This window comes from Nocardiopsis sp. CNZ308 (genome assembly GCF_004217075.1).
This window is the reverse complement of record NZ_SHKJ01000001.1, coordinates 4,365,038-4,385,667: the sequence shown is the minus strand read 5'-3', so window position 1 is coordinate 4,385,667 and position 20,630 is coordinate 4,365,038. Positions and strand designations below refer to the sequence as shown.

The window sequence follows — 20,630 nt, the reverse complement described above, 5'->3', positions numbered from 1 at the left end:
CCCGCTTCGTTTCTCGGAGCCGTTCGAGTGACCGGTCCAGGGAGACGGCAACGCTCTGGAGACACCCGAACAGCTCTTGAGCCTGCTCGACCTGAGCAAGGCCTGAGGCACCGTCCTCCTCGCCCGCGGCGGGGCCGTGCTCACCCGCCCCGGCATGCGGATGGTGACCTTCGCCGAACTCCAGGCGGGCGACCTCCCCCGCAGGTACCTGTGGGGCACACGGCCACCGCGCGGAGAACCACGGGCCCTCCCCCGGAGAAGGACACACCCGGAAGGAGGACCCGTTTTCTGACGGCCTGTTTTCCGGCGGTCCCTTCTCTGACCACCCGTTTTCTGGCGGTCCCCTCCCCCGAGGGAACTCCGCCGGGAACGGGGCGGTCGCACGAGCACGCCCGTACGACCACCCGCGTCCTACCCCGCTCGGGCGTCAGGGCGTGTGGACCTCCGGCCAGGGAGCGGGCTCCATTCCGTCCCCGATGAAGAAGCTCGGGTGCGGCGGCTGGTTGTAGGCGGTGTTCTGCCAGGCGACGGCCACCCGGTACTGGGTGTCGTGCATCAGGGTCGGCATCCGCAGCTCTGTGGGAACAGGCGTGGAGTGGATCCGCAGCGCCCGGTTGTCCGCGGTCCGCCAGACGACCTCCTCACGCCAGTCACCCAGAATGTCGCCGCTCAGCGCCGGTGTGGACTTGGTGCCGTTGTTGGAGGCCACCCCGGAGCCGGTCAGCAGCCGGGTGTCGCCCCCGGTCCCGTACTCGTCGACGCGGGTGCCGTCCAGCAGTTCCCGCAGCGGGTCTCCGTCCCACCAGACCACGAAGTTCGCCGACGAGGGGGCACGAACGCCCAGGCGGTTCCCCTCGGCGTCGTACATGCCGCCGATGCCGCCACCCGTGACCCAGAACTCCGCGCCCGGGTTGCCCGGCCACACGTCCGCGGCCACGCCCCGGCCGGGCCCCTCCTCACCGCTGGCGGTCGGCCTGCGCCAGACCACCCCGCCTGTGTCGGCGTCGGCCACGTAGGCGCCCGCCGCGCCTCCCGTGCGCTCGGTGATGGTGAAGACCTCCAGACCGGAGCGGTCGGGCAGCAGGTCGCCCACGTGCATGGCGTCCCCGTGTCCGTAGCCGGTGGCCCACATCCCGCTTCCGTCGTCGTCCACGGCCATCGAGCCGTACATGACCTCGTCACGGCCGTCACCGTCGGCGTCGGCGATGCTCAACTGGTGGTTGCCCTGTCCGGCCCAGCGCGACCCGGCCTCGTCGCTGTCGAAGGTCCAGCGCCGGGTGAAGCGCCCGTCGCGCCAGTCCCAGGCCGCGATGACCGAGCGCGTGTAGTAGCCGCGCGCCATGACCAGGCTGGGCCGCTGACCGTCCAGGTAGGCGACGCCCGCCAGGAACCGGTCCACCCGGTTGCCGTAGCAGTCGCCCCAGTCGCAGACGTCACCGCGTCCGGGAACGTAGTCCACCGAGTCGAGTGCGGCCCCGCTGCGGCCGTCGAACATGGTGAGGAACTCCGGCCCGCTCAGGACGTAGCCGTCGCCGTTGCGGTGGTCGGCCCCGGCGTCGCCGATGACCCCGCCGGTGCCGTCCACGGTGCCGTCCGCCGTCTTCACGGCCACCTCGGCCCGCCCGTCGCCGTCGAAGTCGTAGACCTGGAACTGGGTGTAGTGCGCACCGGCGCGGATGTTGCGTCCCAGGTCGATGCGCCAGAGCCGCTCGCCGCTGAGTTCGTAGGCGTCGAGCAGTACGGGGCCGGTCCGGCCGGACTGGGAGTTGTCCCTGGCGTTGGTGGGCTCCCACTTCAGGACGATCTCGTACTCGCCGTCGCCGTCGAGGTCGCCCACGCTGGCGTCGTTGGCGTCGTAGGTGTAGCCGCTGCCGCCGGACGGGACGTCCAGGGGGACGTCCAGGTAGCCGTCGCGCAGCGCCAGGGAGGTCCCCGAGGCCTCCGCCTCCCGGCCGTCGATCACGGGGCGGACCGTGTAGCGGGCGTCCGCGGAGGCGCCGCCGTCCAGGTAGGAGGTGGCTCCGGTGAGGGGTTGTGAGTTCAGGCGCGTGGAGCCCCGGTAGACGTTGAAGGCGACGTCCTCGGGGTCGGTGGCCAGCAGCCGCCAGCTCACCAGGTTGCCCTGCGGGCCCCGCACGCTCACCAGGCCGCGGCCCAGCTCCTCGACCTGGCGCCCCTCTCCGGTGGTGGGCGGGTCCTCGGGGTCGGGCGGCTCCTCACCGGGCGGTTCCCCGGTGTCGCCGGTGCAGACGGTGCCGTTGAGCGTGAAGGAGTCGGGGATTTCGGGGGTGCCGCCGTGGGAGCCGTTGAAGCCGAAGCTGACCGAGGCTCCGGTGGCGATGGCGGCGTTCCACCCGGTGTCGGCCACGCTGACGCGGTTCCCCGATCCGGAGAACTCGCCGTTCCAGCCGCTGGTGACGCGCTCGCCCGCGGTGAAGTCCCACTCCAGGGTCCAGCCGTCGACGGGATCACCGAGGTTGGTGACGGACACGGCGGCGGTGAAGCCGTTGTTCCACTGGTTCTGGACGGTGTAGGCGACCTCGCAGCCGGCGGCGGCGGAAGCGGGGCCGGTCGCCGCGGCGACGAGCGCCGCGCCCGTGGCGAGGGCGGTCGCGAGGCAGGCGCCGCGCCGTGTGCGTCGGCGGGCGGCAGGGGGCTTGGGGGGCATGGGAAGGGCACTCCTCACCGCGTCCGGTACCGGCCTGTCGCGGCGGCCCGGATGCGTCGATGTGGATGGGAGCGCTCCCGAAAACAACGCGAATGTAACACGGGGAGTAGTGGTGCGACAACGGCCCTTCCTAAACCGATTTATGTCCCCTCGGAGGTTCTGAGTCCCAGATGACATGGGATATCCGACCCCTCTGCGGCCGAGGGAGATGAGTCCGGAGCAGTGGGAAGCAAAACGTTTCAAACGGAGTGGCGTCTCCGGCGCGACGGAGGGTTCCGCGGATCTTCGCCCGCGGCGTCCCGGCCGAAGGACGGGGCTCCGCGGGGGCCAGGCGACCGGGAGAAGGGGCGGGCGAAGGCCCACGCCCCGGGGTTCCGCCCCCTGTGGACGACACGGGTCCACCCCCGCTTCACCGCGGACTGCTAACCTCCCGCGGCCGGGGCCGCACCGGCCAGGCCAGGCCGCCGGGACTCTCCGGCCCGAATACGGTCGGGCGCGATCCGGCCTTTCCCACCCCGCTCCCCCGCTGAGAGGATGCCTCCATGAAGCCGCGTTCACGCCCGCTGGTCAGACCGGTGGCCTCCACCGCCACCCTCGTCCTGGCCGCGTCCGCCCTGGTGGCGGCCCCCGCCTCCGCCGAGGTGTCACCGTCGGTCCCCGAGCCGCCGGGATCGCACGAGGTGCGCTTCGCCACCTTCAACACCGCGCTGGAACGCCCCGGACAGGGGGTGCTCGCCGAGGAGCTGGCCACCCCCGACAGCGAGCAGGCGCGCAACGTGGCCGAGATCATCCAGCACGTGCGCCCCGACGTCCTCCTGGTCAACGAGTTCGACTACGACGAGGAGGGGAACGGGCCCCGCCGGTTCCAGGACAACTACCTGTCCGTGGGCCAGAACGGCGCCGACGCCATCGAGTACCCCTACGTCTACTCCGCGCCCGTCAACACCGGCGTGGCCTCGGGCGCGGACCTCAACGGCGACGGCGAGGCGGTGACCGAGCCCGGCAGCCCCGCCTACGCCGAGGACGCCTTCGGGTACGGGCTGTTCCCCGGCCAGTACGGGATGGTCGTGTACTCGATGTACCCGATCGTCACCGAGGACGTGCGCACGTTCCAGACCTTCCGGTGGGCGGACATGCCCGGCGCGCTCCTGCCCACCGACCCCGGGACGGGCGAGTCCTACTACTCCCCCGAGGCCCTGGAGGTGCTGCGGCTGTCCTCCAAGAGCCACTGGGACCTGCCGATCGACACGGGCCGGGGCCGCCCGGTCCACCTGCTGGCCAGCCACCCGACCCCGCCGGCCTTCGACGGCCCGGAGAGGCGCAACGTGGCCCGCAACCACGACGAGATCCGCTTCTGGGCCGACTACGTGACCCCGCGCGCGGGCTCCTACATCTACGACGACCAGGGGCGGCGCGGCGGCCTGCCCGTGGGCGCCCCGTTCGTCATCGCCGGGGACCTCAACGCCGACCCCAACGACGGCGACGGCCACCCCAACGCCATCACCCAGCTCCTGGAGCACCCGGGGATCACCGACGTGCGCCCGTCCAGCCAGGGCGGCAGGGGCGCGGCCCAGCGCCAGGGCGGGGCCAACGACGGGCACGGGGGCGACCCGGTGCTGGACAGCGCCGACTTCGCGGACGAGCCCGGTCCGGGCAACCTGCGCGTGGACTACGTGCTGCCCTCGCGGACCGTTCCGACCCGGTCGTCCGGGGTGTTCTGGCCGACCGTGGACGACCCTCTGTTCCGGCTGACCGGCGACTACCCCTTCCCCAGCTCCGACCACCGGATGGTGTGGGTGGACGCGGTACGCCACTAGCCGTACCCTCAGCGGCCGGGACGCGGTCACCCCGTGCGGACGGCCTCCTCCTGTGCGGCGGCCAGTCCTGCGCTGATGACGCTGTCCATGATGGCGGCGAGCCGGTCGGGGCCCAGGCGCGGGGCGTGCTCGGCCATGCGCTCGACCAGTTCGCGTTCGCGCCGCATGTCGCGCCCGGCGAAGTAGCCGACCGGCTTGAGCCGCTGCACCTGGGCGGCGACGAGGGCGCGGCGTTCGAGGAGGGCGGCCAGCTCGGCGTCCATCTGGTCGATGCGTCCGCGCAGCTGGCGGATCTGCTCCTGGGCGGCGGGCGGGGTGGTGCGGTGCTCGGACACGGTGGTTCTCCCTCGGGTGGGACGGTCCCGGCGGCGGGCCGGACGCGGTGGCGGTGCGGCCGTACGTCCCCGCGGGATGCGCGCGGTGCGTGGAGAGCGTGTCCTGGGGCGTCGGCCGCCTGAAAACGAAGAGGAGCACCGGGCTGCTGCCCTGGTGCTCCGTTGCCGACGACCCCTGGTTCCGCCTACGTGAGAGCGGCCGACGAGGTCGTCGGCTGGCTAAACACGTGATAGCGGCGGGTCATGGGGGAGATACTACCGAATCCGCCGGTGAGGGCGCGACGACTCCCCCGCGGGAGCCGCGTCGCCCCGCGCGTGTGAGCCGTGTTCCCTTCGGTCGCGCACGCGCGTGGGGAGGCTCCGCCGCGGTGGTCGATGCGGCGCTGTACGGCGACCGGCCGCGCACGCGCGTGGGGCGGTCCCGCCTGTCGGCGCGGGCCGCCCCACGGTGCTCCGGCCGGGTGGACCGGCTGACGGCTCAGCCCTGCTGGGCCCCGGTCCCGGGAATCCTGACCTGGACCATGAGGGCGGTGGCCTCGGCGGTGACCTCGCCGTGGGCGCGGATCCGTCCGGAGACGAAGACCTTGCGGCCCTCCACCCGCTCCACCTCCGCGGTGACCTCCAACGGGGTGAACAGCGGCGTGGGCCGGCGGTAGTTCACCTCCAGCTTGGCGGTGAGCCCCGGCGCGGTCTCGACCGCGGAGACGCTGCCGACGGCCTGGTCGAGCAGGGCCGCGATCCAGCCGCCGTGCACGAGTCCGGGCGGGCCCTGGTAGACGGTGTTGAGGGTGACCTCGCCGCGCAGGCCCTCGGGGGTGCGCTCCAGCAGGAGCGGCGGGGCTGCGGGGTTGGTGTCGCCCGAGACGATGTTGGTGATGGTGCCGTACTCGACGTCTCCGTTCGGGATGTCGCGCTGGACCATGGTGCCGATCTGGCGGCGGGCGACGTTGAGCCTGCCGGTGACGCCCTCGACGGCGGCCGCGGCCTCGGCCAGGGTGTCGGTGTCGACCTCGGTGTTGGCGACGGCGTCGATGAGGTCGTGGACGCGGGCCACGAGAGAGCGCAGCTCGGCGGGGATCTGGGCCTGCTCGACCACCGGGAGGCCGAAGGCGCGGGGGTCGAGGCGCTCGGTTACCGGCTGCGTGTTGACCGTCATGTGTTCCTCGTCGGATCGGGGTGTGCACGGGCGGCTGGGGGCACCACCGTCAAACCGAATCCTACTCGGTCGTATTCCGGCGGGGCGGGGCCGGGCGGTGCGCTCCCTGTCACACGGCGCGGAGACGGGCGGCACGCTCGGCGGCGTCAGGCCAGCTCACGCACCATGTGCAGGTGCGGAATCCCCGCGTCCAGGAACTCCTCGCCGTGGGCCGCGTAGCCCAGTCGCGCGTAGAAGCCCAGCGCGTGGGTCTGGGCGTGCAGCTCCACCTTGGTCAGACCGCGCTCGCGGGCCCGCTCCTCCACCGCGCGCACGAGCGCGGCGCCGGTCCCGGTGCCGCGTCCCTTGGGCAGGACGGCCAGACGGCCGAGGAGGCCCACGCCTCCGCCCAGGTCCACGAGGCGGACCGTGCCCACGGGGATGCCGCCGTCCAGGGCGAGGAGGTGGTCGGCGGTGGCGTCGCGCACGTCCCACTCCTCCTCCACGGGCACCTGCTGCTCGGCGACGAACACGGCTCCCCGGATGACGAACACTGCGGCGCGGTCGCGCTCGTCCCGCGCCAGGCGGATCTCGGTCGTAGTCATGCAGGCAGATTAGTCCCATGACGGGGCGAAACACGCATCGTGGGTGCCGTTCCCCGGCCTGTACGGACTTCCCATCGGAGCGGCCGGTGTCCGCGCTGTTCCCGGTGCCCGTGCTGTCGCACGGCCCCGCTCTGTCCGCGGCGTGCGCACCGAAGCCCGCGGCGGCGCCCGCGCGGCGCACTGCCTAACCTGGAGCGATGGGCATGCCCGGAGACGTTCACCCCCGGATCGAGGACCCGCGCGCGGAGCGGGCGCGCTACTGGCGCTTCTCCGGGCTGCCCGAGACCGAACTGCTCACCGCCCGCTTCGTCACCACCGCCTTCACCCGCCACACCCACCCCACCTACACGATCGGGGTGATCACCGACGGCATCGAGGAGTACACGCACGAGCGGGGACGCGCCCGTGTGGGGCCGGGCGGACTGGCGGTGGTCGGCCCCGGGGAGGTGCACACCGGCCACGCCGGGGTTCCCGAGGGCTGGAGCTACCGCGTGTTCTACCCGCTGCCCGAGGTGGTGGCCGGCGTCGCCCGCGAACTGGGCATGCGCGGAACCCCGGCGTTCACCGAGTCCGGCATCCACGCGCCCGAGGCCGCCCGGGTGCTGGCCACCGCGCACGTGGCCGCCGAGAACGGCGACCGCCTGACCGCCTCCTCCCTGGCCCGGCAGGGCCTGGGCATGCTGCTGCGCTCCCACGGCCGCGAACGGGCGGCCGGACCGGGCGGGCACGCGGCCCGCCCCGAGGTGGAGCGGGCCCGGCGGATCCTGGCCGGGCGCCTGGTGGACCCGCCGACGCTGGAGGAGCTGGCGGCCGGACTGGGCATCGGCCCGTTCGCGCTGTCGCGGGCCTTCCGCGCCGTCCACGGCCTGCCGCCGCACGCCTACCTCAACCAGCTGCGGGTGGACCGGGCCCGGGCGCTGCTGGCCTCGGGTCGGCGGGCGGGCGAGGTCGCGGTGGAGGTGGGGTTCGCCGACCAGCCGCACCTGACCCGCCACTTCAAGCGCCACTTGGGGGTTCCTCCGGTGACCTACCAGCGCGCCCTGCTCTCCGCCTGAGCCGCTGGCGGGGCGGTGGTGGGCGGCGGGCCCGGCAAGAACGTTCAAGACACCGCGGGTCGGCCTTCCTAGCGTGGGGCGGGTGAAATCCTTCTCCGTCCTCCGTACACCCGCGGTGCGCGACAGCGTGGGGATCGGCGTCGCCGTGGGCGCCGCCGGTCTGGCGTTCGGCACCGCCGCCGTGGCAGCCGGTCTGTCCCCGGCGCAGTCCGTCTTCATGAGCCTGTTCATGTTCACCGGAGCCTCCCAGTTCGCCCTGGTGGGGGTGATCGCCGGTGGCGGCAGCCTGGTCGCCGGGGCGGCGGGCGCGCTGCTCCTGGGCGCCCGCAACACCCTGTACGGGCTGCGCCTGGCGGACGTGCTGGGCTGGCGGGGCGCGCGACGGGCGCTGGCCGCGCACGGGGTGATCGACGAGACGACGGCCGTGACACTGGCCCAGCCGGACCGCGCGTCGGCGCGTACGGCGTTCGTGACGACCTACGCCGTGCTGGGCGGTTCCTGGGTGGTGGCGACCCTGGCCGGAGCGCTGGCCACCGAGCGTGTGGGCGACATCAGCGCGTTCGGGCTCGACGCGGTGGGTCCGGCGGTCTTCCTGGGGCTGTTGTGGCCCCGGTTGCGGGAGGGCGGCGCCCGCACGTGGCTGATCGCGGGCCTGGGCGCGGGCCTGGCCCTGGCGGCCACCCCGTTCCTGCCCTCGGGCGTCCCGGTGCTGCTGGCCGCCTCGGCCGCGCTCGTGGCGCTGATCGGTCCCGCCTCCGGGGAGGGCGGCCCGGCCGCGTCCTCCGGGGCTGGGACTCCGGCCGCGCCCGCGGTCGACGGTCCCGTGGCGGAGGGCGGCCACCGGTCCGCGGCGGAACGCGGGGAGGCCCGGCCGTGACCCTGTGGATCGTGCTCGTCGCCACCGCCGCGGGCTGCTACCTGCTCAAGTACGCGGGCCTGGCCGCTCCGCGGCGGCTCCTGGACAACCCGGGGCTGCGGCGGTTCGCCACCGCGGTGCCGCTCGCCCTGCTCGCCGCGCTGATCGCGGTGGAGGCGCTGCGCGGCGAGGGCCAGGCGCTGGCCTGGGACACCGCGCGGATGGGCGGCCTGGGCGCCGCCGTCCTGGCCCTGGTCCTGCGCGCGCCCTTCCTCGTCGTGATCGTCGCCGCCGCGGCCACCACGGCGGGCCTGCGCGCCCTCGGCGTCGGCTGAGCGGCGGGGCGGCCTCCGACGAGGGGGCCGCGCGACCGGACACCGGGGGTTCGCCTCCGACGGGGAGGCCGCTCCCCGCACCGCCCTTGGCCCAACACCGGGCGCGCGTCTCCGGCGGGGGAACCGCTCCCCGCACGTCCCCGGGCGAGCACCGGGTCGTGTCTCCGGCGAGGGGCGGACCCGGCTCCCGTGGGCGCCGGGCGTCGGCTGAGCGGCCCGGGGAAGTTATCCACATCCCCTACCGAAGGCCGCCGCACTGCGGTTTCCTCAAGGTGAGGAGGCGGTGGGACGTCGGAGGGCGTACCAGCCGGTGACGAGGCCTTCCCGTTCGCCCATGCGGCGCCGGGGCAGGCCCGGCCCCGGCACGGGTTCCGACCGATCGCCCCACCACGACCGTCCCCGTACACGGCGGGAGGGGGGTGCAAGTTCCCCTCCCCCTGGGAAGGAAGCCGGAGACCCTACTCGGGCGCCGGACAGCGGCGGCCCGGGACGGCGGCCTCCGGGTGGCAGCACCCGGGACGCCACGGAGCCCACGAGGCTCGAAACGGCAGCGGCCGGTCACCACCGGCCGCACGCGCCCGGACGTGCCAGGCCCGGTCTGGACCGTTCGGACGCGCCGAGTGGACCTTGCGACGATGGAAGGACCCCGCCCCCATGGCCACAGGCGCAGCAGAACGCCCCAGCCCGCCCACCGACACCGCCGCGCACGCGGTGGTGGGGGTGCTGGCCGCGGCCGGGATCAGACGGTGCTACACCGTCCCCGGTGAGAGCTTCCTGGAGCTCGCCGACGCGATCGACCAGCACCCCCGCATGCAGCTGGTCTCCACCCGGCACGAGAACGGCGCCGGGTTCATGGCCGAGGCCGAGGCCAAGCTCACCGGCGTCCCCGCCGTGGCCGCGGCCACCCGGGGGCCGGGAGCGTCCAACCTGGCGGTGGGCGTGCACACCGCCATGCAGGACTCGACGCCGATGATCGTGTTCCTCGGACAGGCCGAGACCGAGCACCTGGGCAGAGAGGCCTTCCAGGAGGTGGATCTCACCGCGTTCTACGCGCCCATCACCAAGTGGTCCACCACCGTGCACCGGGCCGACCGGCTCGCGGAGGCCACCGCGAAGGCGGTCCGCGTCGCCACCACCGGCAGGCCCGGCCCGGTCGCCATCGCGGTGCCCGGCGACCTGTTCGGCCAGCGCGTGGGCCCCCAGGACCCGCCCGGACCGACCGTGGTCCCGCGCCCGGTCCTGGGCACGGAGGCCAGGGACCGGCTGGCGACCTGGCTGGCCAGGGCGGTGCGCCCGGTGATCGTCGCGGGCGGTGGCGCCCGCGCGGCCCGGGAGGACCTGATCCGGGTCGCCGAACGCTTCAACACGGGCGTGTACGCCGCCTGGCGGCGCCAGGACGTGTTCCCCAACGACCATCCGCTGTACCTGGGCCACCTGGGTCTGGGCTGTTCTCCGCCGGTGCTCAACGCCCTGGCGGAGGCCGACGCGGTCCTGGTGGTCGGCTGCCGGATGAGCGAGACCACCACCCAGGGGTACCGGCTGCCCGAGCGCGGCGGCCGCGTCCGGGTCGCGCAGATCGACATCGATCCGGGGCAGCTCGGGGCCAGTACCGACCTGTGGTTCGGCGCGGTCGCCGACGCCGGGGAGGCGCTGCGCGAACTCGCCGGGGCACCGGTCCAGGCGCCCTACCGCGACTGGAGTTCGGCCCGCCGGGTGTGGGTGGACACCGCGACGGTGCCCCCCGAAACCGCCGGGCACCCCGGTTCCCGGCTCCATCCGTGGGCGGTGGTCGCGGGGATGCGCGCGGCGCTGCCCGAGGACGCGCTGATCACCAACGACGCGGGCAACTTCGCCTCCTTCCTGCACCGGGGCTGGTGGTTCCGGCATCCGCGCACGCAGCTGGCGCCGACCAGCGGGGCCATGGGCTACGCCGTGCCCGCCGCGGTGGCGGCCAAGATCACCGCCCCGGACCGGACGGTGGTGGCGGTGGCCGGTGACGGCGGCGCCCTGATGACCGGGCAGGAACTGGAGACCGCGGTGCGGATGGACGCGCCGGTCACCGTGGTGGTGTTCCAGAACGGGCTGTACGGCACGATCGCCATGCACCAGGCCCGGGAACTGGGGAGGATCGCCGGAACCCGGATCAGCGGGCCGCTGGACCTGGCCGGGTACGCCCGGTCCCTGGGGGCCAGGGGCGCGACCGCGCACACGCGTGAGGAGTTGGAGAAGGCGCTGGCGGAGGCCGTGATGGCGGATCTGCCCACCCTGGTGGACGTGCGGACGGATCCGGAGGTGATCAGCCCGGGCGCCACCCTGTCGGGCCTGCTGAACGGTTGAGCCGGTACCGCCGAACGGCTGGGGGCCGCCGCCCCGCGGGGCCGTCCGCGCCACCGGTCCGCCGGAGCGCCGTCGCCTCCGGGGCACCGGTCGCCTCCGGGGCGCTCGGACGGAGCCTCGCGGACGCGCCCTGCCGCCGACGCGCACGGACGCACGGGCGCCGTAACGGCCGCCTCGGGCGGCACGGCGCCCGCGCCCCTTCCCCGGACCCGAACCGTTCCGGAAAGGGGGCTGAGCGCTCAGGCGGCGTAGGCGGCGGCCGCCTCGCGCAGGGCGCGCACGGTGGCGCGGATGCCCGGACGACGGGAGGCGTCGGTGCGCCAGAACACGTACACCTGGCGCACCAGCGCGGGCTGCACGGGCACCACCCGCACCCCCTCCGGCAGGGGTCCGCATCCCAGGCGGGGCATGACGGCGGCGCCGATCCCGGCGGCGATGAGCGCCAGCTTGGTCTGGTGCTCCTCCACGTTGTGGATGACGTTGGGTTCGCCGCCGTGCGCCCGGATCAGGCCGTGCAGCCAGTCGTCGCAGATCGACCCGCGCGACCAGCTGATCCAGGGCAGGTCGAGGATCTCCTCGGGGGCGAGGATCTCGCGGTGGGCCAGGGGGTGGTCGGCGGGCAGGGCGATGTCGCCGACGTCCTCCATGAGCGGGGCGCGGCTCATCCCGCCGGGCAGGTTCAGCGGCGCTCCGATCCAGTCGACGACCATGGCCAGGTCGGCGTCCCCGCGGGCCATGGCGGGCACGCTCTCGTGCGGCTCCTCCTCGTGCAGCTCCACCCGCAGACCGGGGTGGGCCTCGCGCAGGGAGGAGAGCGCGTGCGGCAGGAGGCCCCGGACGGCGGTGGGGGTGGCGGACAGGCGCAGGTGCCCGGTGACGTCGTCGCGGTGCGCCTCCAGGTCGGCCTCGGCGCGCTGGACCATGGACAGGATCCTGGCGGTGTGCTCGACCAGGAGTTCGGCGGCGTCGGTGAGGCGCACGCCCCGGCCGTTGCGCTCGACGAGGGGCTGTCCGACCTCGCGTTCGAGTTTGGTGAGCTGCTGGGAGACGGCCGAGTTGGTGACGTGGAGGGCTTCGGCGGCGGCGCTGAGGGAGCCGTGGGCCGCGATGGTGTGCAGGACCCGGAGTCGGTCGACGCTGAGCATGTAAGCAAGTCTAAGGTCTGGCTTAAGCAATACGAAGTAGACCTAACACATCGTTCGGGGATAGAAACGTCCCATGTCCGCTGCCTCCACTGTCTCCCCCGTGTCCGCCCCGCCCGGCGGCCCGCGCCGCGCGCTCTCCGACTGGCGGGCCAAGTTCGTCCTGCTCTCCCTGATCTGGGGCATGAGCTTCCTGTTCATCAAGATCGGGGCCGAGGTCCTCTCCCCCATGCAGCTCACCCTCGGGCGCATGGCCACCGGAGCACTGCCCCTGCTCGCCGTCCTGCTACTGCGGGGCGGCCGGCTGCCGCGCTCCCCCCGCCTGTGGGGGCACATGTTCGTGGCGGCGCTGCTGCTCAACACCGTCCCCTTCACCCTGTTCGGGTACGCCGCCCAACTCATCCCGTCCGCGCTCATGGGCATCGTGAACGCCTCGACGCCCCTGTTCGGCGTGGTGTTCTCGATGCTGCTGCTCTCCGACGAGCGGCCCGACCGCGACCGGATCCTGGGCCTGGGCATCGGCTTCCTGGGCGTGCTCACCGTGTTCGGGGTGTGGAGGTCGCTGGGCGAGGTGGCCGTCAGCGACGGCGACGCCGTGCTGGGCATGCTGTTCGTCGTGGGAGCCACCGTCTGCTACGGGATCGGCACGCCCTACCTGCGCCGGTTCGTGGCGGGCAGCTCCCACGGCGCCCTGGAACTGAGCACTCTGCAACTGCTGCTGGGCTCGGTTCCGCTGGTGATCCTGGTCCCGCTGTTCACCGAGATGCCCACGGGCGTGACGTGGCAGGTGGTGGCGGCGGTGAGCACCCTGGGCGTCTTCGGCACCGGCGTGGCCTACATCCTCCAGTACGCGGTGGTGCGCGAGGCCGGGGCGACCGTGGCGACCACGGTCACCTATGTGGCGCCGGTGGTGGCGATCGCCGCCGGGGTCGTGCTGCTGGACGAGACCCTGAGCTGGAACCAGCCGCTGGGCGCGGTGGTCATCATCCTGGGCGCCGCCCTGTGCCAAGGGGTGATCCGTACCCGCTACGTGGCCCCGTCCGCGCGGAGGAGGTGACCGGAGCCTCCCGCGGGCCAGCCGTCCACAGGTCCGGGAAGGCCCTGGCCGGGGCCGCAGCCCGGTGTCAGACTGGGAACCGGGGGTGCCACGCACCCCCCAGGGGGTGGGGCTCCCCCCGATTCCAGTGTCCTTCGCCGCGCGCACGCACGGCAAGCCCTCACCCTCGCCTGTGGACGGCCCCATGCCTGTGGACGGGCCGGGGCGCCGGGCCCCGGCGGTCCGGTCCGGGAGCCGGTCGGTCAGTCCTCGCGCAGCGCTTCGACGGCGGCGGCGAGGTCGTCCGGGTAGGGGCTGGAGAACTCCACCGGTCGGTGCTCGGTGGGGTGGTCGAAGCCCAGGCGCACCGCGTGCAGCCACTGGCGGCGCACGCCCAGCCGCTCGGCCAGGGTCGGGTCGGCGCCGTAGAGCATGTCGCCCACGCACGGGTGGCGCAGGGCCGACATGTGCACCCGGATCTGGTGGGTGCGGCCCGTCTCCAGCTTGATCTCCAGCAGGCTCGCGGCCCGGAAGGCCTCCTGCGTGTCGTAGTGCGTCACCGACGGGCGCCCGCCCGCGACCACGGCCCAGCGGCCGTCCCCCGCCGGGTGGCGGTCGATCGGCGCGTCCACGGTGCCCCGGAGCGGATCCGGGTGCCCCTGGACGAGCGTGTGGTAGTGCTTGTCCACGGTGCGCTCCTTGAACGCCCGCTTGAGCACGCTGTAGGCGGTCTCGCTCTTGGCGACCACCATCAGGCCGGTGGTGTTGGCGTCCAGCCGGTGCACGATGCCCTGGCGTTCGGCGGCGCCGCTGGTGGCCACCTGCACCCCGGAGGCCAGCAGGCCCTCCAGGACGCTGGGGCCGGTCCAGCCCACGGTCGGGTGGGCGACCACGCCGACCGGCTTGTCCACCACGATGATGTCGGTGTCCTCGTGCACGATCCGCATGCCGGGCACGGCCTCGGGACGCGGCACGGGAGCGGTGGGCGGCGGCGGGAGGGCGACCTCCAGCCAGGCCCCCGCGCTGACGCGGTCGGACTTGCCCGCCTCGGAGCCGTCGACCAGGACGCCGCCGTCACCGATGATCTCGGCGGCGCGGGTACGGGACAGGCCGAACATCCGGGCGATGGCCGAGTCGAGCCGGTCGCCCTCCAGCCCCTCGGGCACGGGCAGGCTACGAACGTCGCTCACTGGTCCCTCCCTCCGGTCCTCTCGTCTCCGGCGGCACCGTTCTCACCGGCGCCTCCGGCGTTCTCGCCGCCCTCGGCCGGGGCCTTTCCGGTGTCGCGGTCGTCCTCGATGAAGGTCCCGTCCAGGTTGAGTCCCTTGAAGGTCAGCGCCACCACCAGGCAGGCGCCCACCACCACGCAGGAGTCGGCGATGTTGAAGACCGGGAAGGTCCCCACGCTGATGAAGTCGACGACCGCGCCGTGGAAGGGGGCCGGGTCGCGGAAGAAGCGGTCCATCAGGTTCCCGGCGGCGCCGCCCATCATCAGTCCGAGCGTCACCCCCCACCACACGCTGCGCACCCGCAGACCCATGTAGCCGATGACGAGGACCACGATGCTGGCGATGCAGGTGAACACCCACGTGAAGTCGGTGCCCATGGAGAAGGCGGCGCCCGTGTTGAACACCAGGGTGAACTGGACGAAGTCGCCGATGACGTCGAGGTACTCGCCCTCGGCGAAGGTCGCCAGGACCCACTCCTTGGTGAGGAAGTCGACGCCGATCGCGGCGAGCGCGACGAGCAGCAGGAGAAGGTACCTGCGCGGACGTGCGCCCGTCTTGTCGGTCGTGGTCATGTTCCTGTCCCCGGAGGGCTCTACCTCAGTCAGCGACGCTCCTCGCGCTGTTTGCAGGTGACGCACAGGGTCGCGCGCGGGAAGGCCTGAAGGCGCGCCTTCCCGACGGCCTGCCCGCATGAGCCGCAGACCCCGTAGGTCCCCGCGTCCATCCGTTCGATCGCCCGCTCGCCCTCGGCGAGCAGGTCACGAGTATTGTAGGCCAACGCCAGATCCTGTTCGCGCTGGAAGGCCCTGGCCCCGGCGTCCGCGCTGTCGTCCCCGGCCCCCTCCACGGGGTCCTCCAGCAGCTCGGCGAACTCGGCCTCGACCTCCCCGAGCTCCCGCTTCGCCGCGGCGGCCTCCTCCTCCAGTCGCCCGCGGAGCGCGGCGACCTCCCCCGCCGTCCAGGGGTCCTCCCCCGGCAGGACCGGCAGCCGGGCGGCGTCGGTGGCCTTCATCGCAAACCCCCTCCAAACGGCTCGGCACCCGTCCCGGAGTCCGCCGGAGCGCGGACTCTCCCCCCTGGGCGGTACCGCGAGTGGTGCCGGAAGCTTAGGCAATCCGCCCGGACAAGGCAAAGATCCGGGACAATGCGCTTTCCGCCCGGTCACGGCTCCGACCGGCCCGTACATTCCCGGCACGGAGCACGGAGCACGGAGCACGGGCGTCGGTCGTCGCGGGGGGCACGGAGTCCGCGCGGCCGCGCACCGACCGGTCCCGGTCAAAACCCCCGCCGGTAGCGCAGGCGGGGCAGGACCGCGCCGTTGAGGGGCCCCTCCTCGGTGACCGCCCCGTCGGCCTCCCAGCCGTGCGCCGCGTAGAAGCGGCGGGCGCGCGGGTTGTCCCGGAGCACCCACAGGACGGCCTCACCGTACCCAGCCCCGGCGACGGCGCGGTGCACGTCGGCGATCAGCCTCCGGTTGACCCCGCTCCCCCACGCCTCGGGGACGGAGAAGAAGGCCTCCAGCTCGCACGGCCCGGCGGTGCCGCCGGCCCCCTCCCCGTCCTCCTCGACGGGGGCGAAACAGGCGAAGGCCGCCACCCCCGCGCCGTCCTCGGCGAGCAGCAGCTCCGCCCCCGGCCGGGCCGCTCCGGCGATCCAGTCCGACCAGCGGGCGCCCCGCTCCGCGGCGTCCATGGCGTCGAGGTAGTCCTGCGGGACGATGCCCGGGTAGGCGGCCCGCCAGGAGCGGACCTCCACGTCGGCGACGGCAGGACCGTCCTCGGGCACGGCGGTACGTATCAGCATGGGACGTATCCTCGCGCTCCCCCCGGCCCGCGCCCAACCGGTTTTCCGTCCAGCGCACGAGATCCGCTCACCCCGACCAGACCACGCGCCCCGTCCGACCCGCCCACATCACGGGCGGGAGTCGCGCACCTCACTCCGCGAACGCGAAACCGCCGTAGTCCTCGGCCAGGGCCGCCAGGTGGGGCTCGTCGAACACCGCCGGGCCGCCGTGCGGCCCGGTGTGCACCTCGATCACCCAGTCCACGTCCTCGGCGTCGTCCTCGCCCGCGAGCATGTCGCGGTGCACCAGGCACGGCTCGTACCCCTGCTCCAGGAGCTGGTCGGCCAGCTCCTCGGCGTCATCGCGGTCCGCCATCGTCACCAGCACGGCGCCCCGGACGTCCTCAGCCACGGCGGCCCTCCCCCGAACGAGCGGCGGGGCCCTCCCCGCTGCGTTATCCTGACCTCAGGTGTCGATGGGGACGAGTAGCGCTGGCCCCGACCGGACGCGCAACAGCCTAGAGCGGCTGGCCCGTCCAAGCGACCCGGGGGCGGTGCGAGCCCGGGGGCACGACCAGCGCGAAGATCACCCCGGAGCCGCCGGAGGAACGGACGCGCCGCGTCCCAGTAGAACCGGCACAGCGCAACGAAGAGGGATCCGCCGCCCGCCGCCCAGCGGCACGGCCGCGGTCCAAGGAGGGTGGTACCGCGGGGCCGCACGCCTCGTCCCTCCGTCAGGAACACACCTGATGGAAAGGTACGACGGTGGCCAACGACCCCCGGCCCGAATCCCGCGCGCTGCCCCAGCTGCCCGCGCAGATCGACCTGCCCGCCATGGAGCGCGAGATCCTCGGCCGCTGGTCGAAGGAGAACGTCTTCCAGCGCTCGCTCGATCAGACCCGCGGCGGCGCCAACTGGGTCTTCTACGAGGGCCCGCCCACCGCCAACGGCCAGCCCGGCGTGCACCACGTCGAGGCCCGCGCCTTCAAGGACGTCTTCCCGCGCTTTCGCACCATGCGCGGCTACCACGTGGACCGCAAGGCGGGCTGGGACTGCCACGGCCTGCCCGTCGAGGTCGCCGTGGAGAAGGAACTGGGCCTGTCCGGCAAGAAGGACATCGAGTCCTTCGGCATCGCCGAGTTCAACGACCGCTGCCGCGAGTCCGTCCTGCGCAACGTGGACGCCTTCACCTCCATGACCGAGCGCATGGGCTACTGGGTGAACATGGACGACGCCTACCGCACCATGGACCCCCAGTACGTGGAGTCGGTCTGGTGGGCGCTCAAGCAGATCTGGGACAAGGGGCTGCTGGTCCGCGACTACCGGATCAGCCCCTACTGCCCGCGCTGCGGCACCACGCTGTCCGACCACGAGCTCGCCCAGGGGTACGAGACCGTCACCGACCCGTCGGTGTACGTGCGCTTCCCGGTGACCTCGGGCCCGCTGGCCGCCGCCGAGCACCCCACCTCGCTGCTGGTGTGGACGACCACTCCCTGGACGCTGGTCTCCAACACGGCCGTGGCCGTGCACCCGGACGTGGAGTACGTGGTGGCCACCGACGGCCAGGAGCGCCTGGTCGTGGCGCGCCCGCTGTTCGAGAAGGTCCTCGGCGAGGGCTGGGAGCTCACCGGCGAGAGCTTCGAGGGCGACGAGATGGAGCGCTGGACCTACGAGCGCCCCTTCGACCTGGTGCCCTTCGACGAGCCCGCCCACTACGTCGTGCTCGCCGACTACGTCACGGTCGAGGACGGCACCGGCCTGGTGCACCAGTCGCCCGCCTTCGGCGCCGACGACATGGTGGTGTGCCGCGCCTACGGCCTGCCCGTGGTCAACCCGGTCCGCCCCGACGGCACCTTCGAGGCCGACCTGCCCCTGGTGGGCGGGGTGTTCTTCAAGGAGGCCGACAAGACGCTGGTGCGCGACCTGCGCGACCGCGGCCTGCTCTTCCGCCACGTCAGCTACGAGCACTCCTACCCGCACTGCTGGCGCTGCCACACGGCGCTGCTGTACTACGCGGTGCCGTCCTGGTACATCCGCACCACCGCGGTCAAGGACGAGCTCATCGCACAGAACCAGGCCACCCACTGGGTGCCCGAGAACGTCAAGGAGGGCCGCTTCGGCGAGTGGCTGCGCGGCAACGTCGACTGGGCCCTCTCGCGCAACCGCTACTGGGGCACCCCGCTGCCGATCTGGGAGTTCCCCGACGGACGCCAGATCTGCGTGGGCTCCCTGGAGGAGCTGGGCCGCCTCAGCGGGCAGGACCTGTCCTCCCTGGACCCGCACCGCCCCTACGTCGACGACATCGTCATCCCCGACCCGGACGCCGACCCCTCCCTGCCCGAGGAGGAGCGGGTGGCCCGCCGCGTCCCCGAGGTCATCGACGCCTGGTTCGACTCCGGCTCCATGCCCTTCGCCCAGTGGGGCGCCCCGCACCAGAACGAGGAGACCTTCCGGGAGAACTTCCCGGCGCAGTACATCTCCGAGGCCATCGACCAGACCCGCGGCTGGTTCTACTCGCTGCTGGCGGTGAGCACCCTGGTGTTCGGCCGCAACTCGTTCGAGAACGTGGTCGTGCTCGGCCACATCCTCGCCGAGGACGGCCGCAAGATGAGCAAGCACCTGGGCAACGTCATGGAGCCCATCGCGGTGATGGACCGGCACGGCGCGGACGCCCTGCGCTGGTTCATGCTGGCCAGCGGCTCGCCGTGGACCGCCCGCCGGGTGGGCCACGCCGCCCTGGAGGAGATCGTCCGCAAGGTGCTGCTGACCTACCACAGCACCGTGTCGTTCTTCACCCTGTACGCGAACGCCGGTGAGGGCTGGGACCACTCGCTGCTGGACTCGGCGCCCGCGCCGCAGGACCGGCCGCTGCTGGACCGGTGGCTGCTCTCGGAGCTCAACGAGGTCGTCCGCGACGTCACCGAGGCGATGGACGCCTTCGACACCACGGCCGCAGGGCGCCGCCTGACCGCGTTCGTGGACGACGTGTCCAACTGGTACGTGCGCCGTTCCCGCCGCCGGTTCTGGGGCGGGGCCGCCACCCCCGAGGGCGCCGCGGCGTTCGCGACGCTCTTCGAGGCCCTGGAGACCGTCACGCTGCTGATGGCGCCGATCGTGCCGTTCCTGACCGACCACGTGTGGTCGGCGCTGCGCCGCCCGGGCGCCCCGGACTCGGTGCACCTGGCCTCCTGGCCCGAGGTGCGCGAGGACCTGATCGACCCCGAGCTGTCCCGGAACATGGCGCTGACCCGCCGCCTGGTGGAGCTGGGCCGCTCCGCCCGGGTGGACTCGGCCGTGCGCACCCGCCAGCCGCTGGCCCGCGCCCTGGTGGGTGCTCCGGGCTTCGCGGACCTGCCCGAGCAGCTGCGCGGCCAGATCGCGGACGAGCTGAACGTGGCCTCCCTGGACTCGCTGTCCTCGGTGGGCGGCGACCTGGTGGACTTCACCGTGAAGCCGAACTTCCGGGCGCTGGGCAAGCGGTTCGCCAAGCGCACCCCGCTGGTGGCCAAGGCCGTCCAGGCCGCCGACCCGGCAGAACTGGTGCGGCAGGTGCGCGCCACCGGCTGGGCTCGGGTGCACGTCGAGGACGAGCCGGTGGAGGTGAGCGCCGACGAGCTGCTGGTGACCGAGCAGCCCCGCGAGGGCTGGGCGGTGGCCTCGGAGTCGGGTGAGACCGTCGCCCTGGACCTGGAGCTCACGCCGGAGCTGCGCCGCGCGGGCCTGGCCCGCGAGATGGTCCGGATGCTCCAGGAGGCCCGCAAGCGGAGCGGGCTGGAGGTGTCGGACCGCATCGAGGTGTGGTGGACGGTCACGGACGAGGCGACCGAGCTGGCGCTCGCCGAGCACGGCCAGGCGATCGCCGCCGAGGTGCTGGCCGACTCGTTCGTCGCCGGTGAGCCGGGCCGGGAGCTGCACACCGCCTCCTCGGAGGAGTTCGGTGTGACCTTCGGGTTCCGCAAGGCCTGACCGGAGGCCGCGACCGGAGCGGCCCGGTCCGTCCGCCTCCCGCGGATGGGCCGGGCCGCCTCCGTTCCACGGCGGCGGCTGCGCGGGCCTCGGTGACCGCCGGGCGTCCGGATGGTCGAGCCGCGCACGCGACACCGTTCGGCACGGCTGTGGGGCCGGTCCGCCGCTGGGGTCCGTGGTCGCCCTCACCTGCTCCCGGGAGGGCGTTCAACGCGCGAGGGCGCCGCACCGTTGTGATCGGGGCAGCCCCGGTCCGCACCCGCACCGGGTGACGCGCGGGAACGCCGCTGCACGCCCGGTGACCGGTAGGCGCCGGATCCGGCCGTCAACGC

The 20,630-nt window shown here is 73.5% G+C and carries 17 protein-coding genes; 7 read left to right on the top strand and 10 right to left on the bottom strand.

The window, feature by feature from the left end; translation table 11 throughout:
* Positions 1-427: 427 nt before the first annotated feature.
* Entirely contained in the window at positions 428-2,668 is a 2,241-nt protein-coding gene (locus EV372_RS18915) for a rhamnogalacturonan lyase family protein (RefSeq protein ID WP_130397057.1), read from the bottom strand.
* A gap of 542 nt (positions 2,669-3,210) precedes the next feature.
* Here EV372_RS18915 and EV372_RS18910 point away from each other — a divergent pair.
* Complete coding sequence (locus EV372_RS18910) at positions 3,211-4,485, top strand: endonuclease/exonuclease/phosphatase family protein (RefSeq protein ID WP_130397056.1); 1,275 nt, start codon at positions 3,211-3,213, stop codon at positions 4,483-4,485.
* 26 nt (positions 4,486-4,511) lie between these two features.
* Here EV372_RS18910 and EV372_RS18905 read toward each other — a convergent pair whose 3' ends face one another.
* From EV372_RS18905 to EV372_RS18895, 3 genes are all read right to left on the bottom strand, one after another.
* Positions 4,512-4,820, bottom strand: coding sequence for a chorismate mutase (locus EV372_RS18905; protein ID WP_130397055.1), 309 nt, complete (start codon positions 4,818-4,820; stop codon positions 4,512-4,514).
* Between the two features lie 478 nt (positions 4,821-5,298).
* Entirely contained in the window at positions 5,299-5,976 is a 678-nt protein-coding gene (locus EV372_RS18900) for a PaaI family thioesterase (RefSeq protein WP_130397054.1), read from the bottom strand.
* 146 nt (positions 5,977-6,122) lie between these two features.
* Positions 6,123-6,560, bottom strand: a complete 438-nt coding sequence (locus EV372_RS18895) for a GNAT family N-acetyltransferase (RefSeq protein ID WP_130397053.1) — start codon at positions 6,558-6,560, stop codon at positions 6,123-6,125.
* A 203-nt stretch (positions 6,561-6,763) separates the two neighbouring features.
* Here EV372_RS18895 and EV372_RS18890 point away from each other — a divergent pair, with 203 nt between their 5' ends.
* From EV372_RS18890 to EV372_RS18875, 4 genes are all read left to right on the top strand, one after another.
* Positions 6,764-7,615, top strand: coding sequence for an AraC family transcriptional regulator (locus EV372_RS18890; protein ID WP_130397052.1), 852 nt, complete (start codon positions 6,764-6,766; stop codon positions 7,613-7,615).
* A 115-nt stretch (positions 7,616-7,730) separates the two neighbouring features.
* Positions 7,731-8,492, top strand: coding sequence for an AzlC family ABC transporter permease (locus EV372_RS18885; RefSeq protein WP_130398995.1), 762 nt, complete (start codon positions 7,731-7,733; stop codon positions 8,490-8,492).
* On the top strand, positions 8,489-8,806 hold the full coding sequence (locus tag EV372_RS18880; protein ID WP_130397051.1) for an AzlD domain-containing protein: 318 nt from the start codon (positions 8,489-8,491) through the stop codon (positions 8,804-8,806). The genes EV372_RS18885 and EV372_RS18880 overlap by 4 nt, the downstream gene beginning before the upstream one ends.
* Before the next feature lie 654 nt (positions 8,807-9,460).
* A complete protein-coding gene (locus EV372_RS18875; RefSeq protein ID WP_130397050.1) occupies positions 9,461-11,143 on the top strand; it encodes a thiamine pyrophosphate-dependent enzyme in 1,683 nt (560 codons plus the stop codon).
* A gap of 239 nt (positions 11,144-11,382) precedes the next feature.
* On the opposite strand, the gene EV372_RS18870 is transcribed toward EV372_RS18875, so the two are convergent.
* Positions 11,383-12,288 (bottom strand): LysR family transcriptional regulator, encoded by a 906-nt coding sequence (locus EV372_RS18870; RefSeq protein ID WP_130397049.1) that lies wholly within the window; start codon positions 12,286-12,288, stop codon positions 11,383-11,385.
* A 73-nt stretch (positions 12,289-12,361) separates the two neighbouring features.
* Here EV372_RS18870 and EV372_RS18865 point away from each other — a divergent pair, with 73 nt between their 5' ends.
* The gene (locus EV372_RS18865; protein WP_130397048.1) at positions 12,362-13,342 is read left to right on the top strand and encodes a DMT family transporter; all 981 of its coding nucleotides are present in this window, start codon (positions 12,362-12,364) and stop codon (positions 13,340-13,342) included.
* 242 nt (positions 13,343-13,584) lie between these two features.
* Here EV372_RS18865 and EV372_RS18860 read toward each other — a convergent pair whose 3' ends face one another.
* The 5 genes from EV372_RS18860 to EV372_RS18840 all read right to left on the bottom strand — a co-directional run bounded on the left by EV372_RS18860 (position 13,585) and on the right by EV372_RS18840 (position 16,744).
* Positions 13,585-14,511 (bottom strand): RluA family pseudouridine synthase, encoded by a 927-nt coding sequence (locus EV372_RS18860; protein ID WP_130397047.1) that lies wholly within the window; start codon positions 14,509-14,511, stop codon positions 13,585-13,587.
* Positions 14,508-15,122, bottom strand: a complete 615-nt coding sequence (lspA, locus tag EV372_RS18855; RefSeq protein WP_130397046.1) for a signal peptidase II — start codon at positions 15,120-15,122, stop codon at positions 14,508-14,510. Before lspA ends, EV372_RS18860 begins: the two co-directional genes overlap by 4 nt.
* Positions 15,123-15,151: 29 nt before the next feature.
* Entirely contained in the window at positions 15,152-15,562 is a 411-nt protein-coding gene (locus tag EV372_RS18850) for a TraR/DksA family transcriptional regulator (protein WP_130397045.1), read from the bottom strand.
* A 263-nt stretch (positions 15,563-15,825) separates the two neighbouring features.
* Positions 15,826-16,353, bottom strand: coding sequence for a GNAT family N-acetyltransferase (locus tag EV372_RS18845; protein ID WP_130397044.1), 528 nt, complete (start codon positions 16,351-16,353; stop codon positions 15,826-15,828).
* Between the two features lie 130 nt (positions 16,354-16,483).
* Positions 16,484-16,744, bottom strand: coding sequence for a toll/interleukin-1 receptor domain-containing protein (locus EV372_RS18840; protein ID WP_130397043.1), 261 nt, complete (start codon positions 16,742-16,744; stop codon positions 16,484-16,486).
* A 353-nt stretch (positions 16,745-17,097) separates the two neighbouring features.
* Between EV372_RS18840 and ileS the strand changes: the two genes are divergently transcribed.
* Complete coding sequence (gene ileS, locus EV372_RS18835; protein WP_130397042.1) at positions 17,098-20,298, top strand: isoleucine--tRNA ligase; 3,201 nt, start codon at positions 17,098-17,100, stop codon at positions 20,296-20,298.
* Positions 20,299-20,630 lie beyond the last annotated feature (332 nt).

Coding starts and splice junctions, on each gene's coding strand:
- EV372_RS18915 (WP_130397057.1), bottom strand. CDS start 2,668: ATGCCCCCCAAGCCCCCTGCCGCCCGCCGACGCACACGGCGCGGCGCC.
- EV372_RS18910 (WP_130397056.1), top strand. CDS start 3,211: ATGAAGCCGCGTTCACGCCCGCTGGTCAGACCGGTGGCCTCCACCGCC.
- EV372_RS18900 (WP_130397054.1), bottom strand. CDS start 5,976: ATGACGGTCAACACGCAGCCGGTAACCGAGCGCCTCGACCCCCGCGCC.
- EV372_RS18895 (WP_130397053.1), bottom strand. CDS start 6,560: ATGACTACGACCGAGATCCGCCTGGCGCGGGACGAGCGCGACCGCGCC.
- EV372_RS18890 (WP_130397052.1), top strand. CDS start 6,764: ATGCCCGGAGACGTTCACCCCCGGATCGAGGACCCGCGCGCGGAGCGG.
- EV372_RS18875 (WP_130397050.1), top strand. CDS start 9,461: ATGGCCACAGGCGCAGCAGAACGCCCCAGCCCGCCCACCGACACCGCC.
- EV372_RS18870 (WP_130397049.1), bottom strand. CDS start 12,288: ATGCTCAGCGTCGACCGACTCCGGGTCCTGCACACCATCGCGGCCCAC.
- EV372_RS18865 (WP_130397048.1), top strand. CDS start 12,362: ATGTCCGCTGCCTCCACTGTCTCCCCCGTGTCCGCCCCGCCCGGCGGC.
- lspA (WP_130397046.1), bottom strand. CDS start 15,122: ATGACCACGACCGACAAGACGGGCGCACGTCCGCGCAGGTACCTTCTC.
- EV372_RS18850 (WP_130397045.1), bottom strand. CDS start 15,562: ATGAAGGCCACCGACGCCGCCCGGCTGCCGGTCCTGCCGGGGGAGGAC.
- EV372_RS18845 (WP_130397044.1), bottom strand. CDS start 16,353: ATGCTGATACGTACCGCCGTGCCCGAGGACGGTCCTGCCGTCGCCGAC.